The sequence below is a fragment of the Kitasatospora sp. NPDC056327 genome, from assembly GCF_042261735.1.
GTDB lineage: Bacteria > Actinomycetota > Actinomycetes > Streptomycetales > Streptomycetaceae > Kitasatospora.
Genome location: NZ_JBHJRC010000500.1, coordinates 1 through 2886, shown reverse-complemented (window position 1 = coordinate 2886; position 2886 = coordinate 1). Strand labels below are relative to the sequence as shown.

Below are 2886 nucleotides of genomic sequence, written 5' to 3'. Positions count from 1 at the left end.
GCGCACGCGCGGCCGGGGCCCGTCACCGCGGGGGCGGTCAGGCCGGGACCCGCTCGCGCCCGGCATCCGCGGCGGCACGGACGACGGCCGCCGCGCCGTCGGCCCCGGCGTCACCACCGGCCGAACCACCACCGGCCGGGTCGTCACCACCGGCCGAACCACCACCGCCGGCCACGACGGCGCCCCCGCGCCGCGCCGGCAGCGCGAACATCAGCAGGAACACCACGGCCAGCACCCCGAACACCCACCACAGCGCCTGCTGGAACGCCCCGACGAAAGGCTCTCCCGCGGCCGTCCCGGCCGGTACCGCGCCGAAGAACGCCACCGACACCAGCCCCAGGCCGAGCGCCAGGCCCACCTGGTTCACCGTGTTGATCAGCCCGGAGGCGGATCCGGCGTGCTCGCGCGGGACGTCAGCCAGCACCGCGTCCGTGATCGGCGCGACGATCAGGCCCATCCCGGCGCCCATCACCACCAGCGGCAGCAGCATCTGCCAGGGCGTGATGCCGGTGCCGTACCGGTGCGCCTCCGCGAGGTAGACCAGCACGCCGACCGCCATCACCAGGGCGCCCGCCTGGAGCACCTTCCGCCCGAAGCGCGGGACGAGCTGCTGCACGGAGAGGCCGGCCGCCGTCGACACGGCGAACGAGAACGGGATGCCGGTCGCACCGGCCTTCAGCGGGCTCCAGCCGAGGCCCAGCTGCATGTAGAGGGTCCAGACCAGGAAGAAGATGCCGGTGACGACACCGAAGGTCAGCTGGACGCCGATGCCCGCCGCGAAGGACTTCACCCGGAACAGCGACAGCTCCACCAGCGGCGAACCGTCCCGCCGGGTCTTCACCCGCTCGTACGCGACGAACAGGGCGAACACCGGGACGCTGCCGGCCATCGTCAGGTGGCCCCAGAGCGGCCAGCCGGCCTCCCGGCCGTGGGTCAGCGGGTAGATCAGCATCAGCAGTCCGGCGCTGGCCAGCAGCACGCCCACCGGGTCGAGCCGCAGGGCCCGCTCGGCCTTCGACTCGCCGATGAAGACCCGGCCGAGCAGCAGGCCGGCGATGCCGACCGGCAGGTTGATCAGGAAGATCGGACGCCAGCCGAGGCCGAACACGTTCCACTCCGTCAGCAGAGCGCCGATCAGCGGACCGCTGACCGCACCGAGGCCGACCACCGCGCCGAACAGGCCGAACACCTTGCCGCGCTCCTCCGCCGGGAAGGTCGCGTGGACGATCGACAGCACCTGCGGCACCATCAGGGCCGCCGTCGCCCCTTGCAGGATCCGCATCGCGACCAGCGTCTCGGGGCCGCCCGCGAGGCCGCACAGCCCCGAAGCGATCGTGAACCCGGCTATTCCGATCAGGAACAGTCGCCTCCGGCCGTAGACGTCACCGAGCCGGCCGCCGGTGATCAGGCCGATCGCGAAGGCCAGCGCGTACCCGCCGGTCACCCACTGCACGGCGGAGAACGACGCGCCCGTCGACTCCTGGATGCTCGGGATCGCGACGTTCACGATCGTGACGTCCACCAGGTCCATGAACGAGGCCGTCATGACGATCGCCAGCGCGATCCACCTCCGCCGGTCCGACACTCCGGCCGACACCCCGGCCGGCCCCCGCCCCGCCGCCGCGCCTGCCGCCGCGACCGTCACCGGCCCAGCCGCCGGACCCGAACCCGGCCCCGGTTCCCGGCCCACCACACCGTCCTTGCCCACCGCACGCTCCTCGTCGCCGTTCTTCCTCAGCACGCCGACGAAACTAACGGGCATCTAGGTCAGGTCCTGGCCGCGACTTCCGGCACCCTGGATCCCATGACCGACACCCCGGCACGACTCCTCAGCCTGCTCTCCCTCCTCCAGACACCGCGCGAGTGGCCCGGCAGCGAGCTCGCCGACCGGCTCCAGGTCAGCCCCCGCACCATCCGCCGCGACATCGACCGGCTCCGCGACCTCGGCTACCCGGTCGAGGCCACCATGGGCCCGGTCGGCGGCTACCGGCTGGTCGCGGGCACCGCCATGCCGCCGCTGCTGCTCGACGACGAGGAGGCCGTGGCCATCGCGGTCGGCCTCCGTGCGGCGGCCGGGCACGCCGTGGTCGGCATCGAGGAGTCCTCGGTGCGCGCCCTCGGCAAACTGCTCCAGGTGCTGCCCGCCCGCCTCCGCCACCGGGTCGCGACCCTCGACCGGGCCACCCTCCCGCTGCTCAGCGGCGACGGCCCGGCCGTCGACCCGGAGGACCTCACCGTCCTCGCCAACGCCGTGACCAACCGCGAACGCCTGCGCTTCGGCTACCGGGCGGGCGACGGCGCCCAGACCCGGCGCCAGGTCGAACCGGACCGCCTGGTCTCGGCCGGCCGGCGCTGGTACCTGGTCGGCTTCGACCTCGACCGGGACGACTGGCGCCTGTTCCGGGTGGACCGGATCAGCGACCCCTTCGCCACCGGCGCCCGCTTCACGCCGCGCCCGCTCCCCGCCGAGGACGCCGCCGCGTACGTCGGGGCCAAGCTGCGCCGCCGGTCCCCGACCTACACCCTCGACGCCACCCTCCGGCTCTCCGCCGACGAGGTCCGGCACCGTCTGCGCGGCCACGGCGACGACGCCGACATCGAGCCGATCGACGAGCACAGCTGCCGCTTCCGCTCCCGGACCGACTCCGTGGAGTGGCTGGCGGTGCGCCTGCTGATGTTCGGCTGCGACTTCGAGGTGCACTCGCCCCCGGAGATGCGCGCCCACCTGCGCGCCATCGCCGACCGCGCCGGCCGCGCCGCGGAGCCGCCCCGCACCGCCCCGCACCGTCCTGAACCGCCCCGCCCCGCGGCACCGGCCGCGCCTGGGAACCCGCCCCCGGAGCAGCCCTGAAACGGCGTCGCCGCCGCCCGCTCCAGCGGCGGGCC

2 protein-coding genes are annotated in these 2886 nt (G+C 74.5%); one reads left to right on the top strand and one right to left on the bottom strand.

Annotation, left to right across the window (positions count from 1 at the left end; translation table 11 throughout):
* Positions 1-37: 37 nt before the first annotated feature.
* Positions 38-1546, bottom strand: a complete 1509-nt coding sequence (locus tag ACFCX4_RS35725) for an MFS transporter (protein WP_376151556.1) — start codon at positions 1544-1546, stop codon at positions 38-40.
* 258 nt (positions 1547-1804) lie between these two features.
* Between ACFCX4_RS35725 and ACFCX4_RS35720 the strand changes: the two genes are divergently transcribed.
* Positions 1805-2851 carry a helix-turn-helix transcriptional regulator gene (locus ACFCX4_RS35720; RefSeq protein WP_376151554.1) on the top strand — a complete coding sequence of 349 codons (1047 nt, stop codon included), beginning with the start codon at positions 1805-1807 and terminating at the stop codon, positions 2849-2851.
* The last annotated feature ends 35 nt before the right edge of the window (positions 2852-2886 follow it).

What these genes read in the sequence shown, in the direction of transcription:
- ACFCX4_RS35725 (WP_376151556.1), bottom strand. Translation starts at nt 1,546, where the DNA reads ATGACGGCCTCGTTCATGGACCTGGTGGACGTCACGATCGTGAACGTC.
- ACFCX4_RS35720 (WP_376151554.1), top strand. Translation starts at nt 1,805, where the DNA reads ATGACCGACACCCCGGCACGACTCCTCAGCCTGCTCTCCCTCCTCCAG.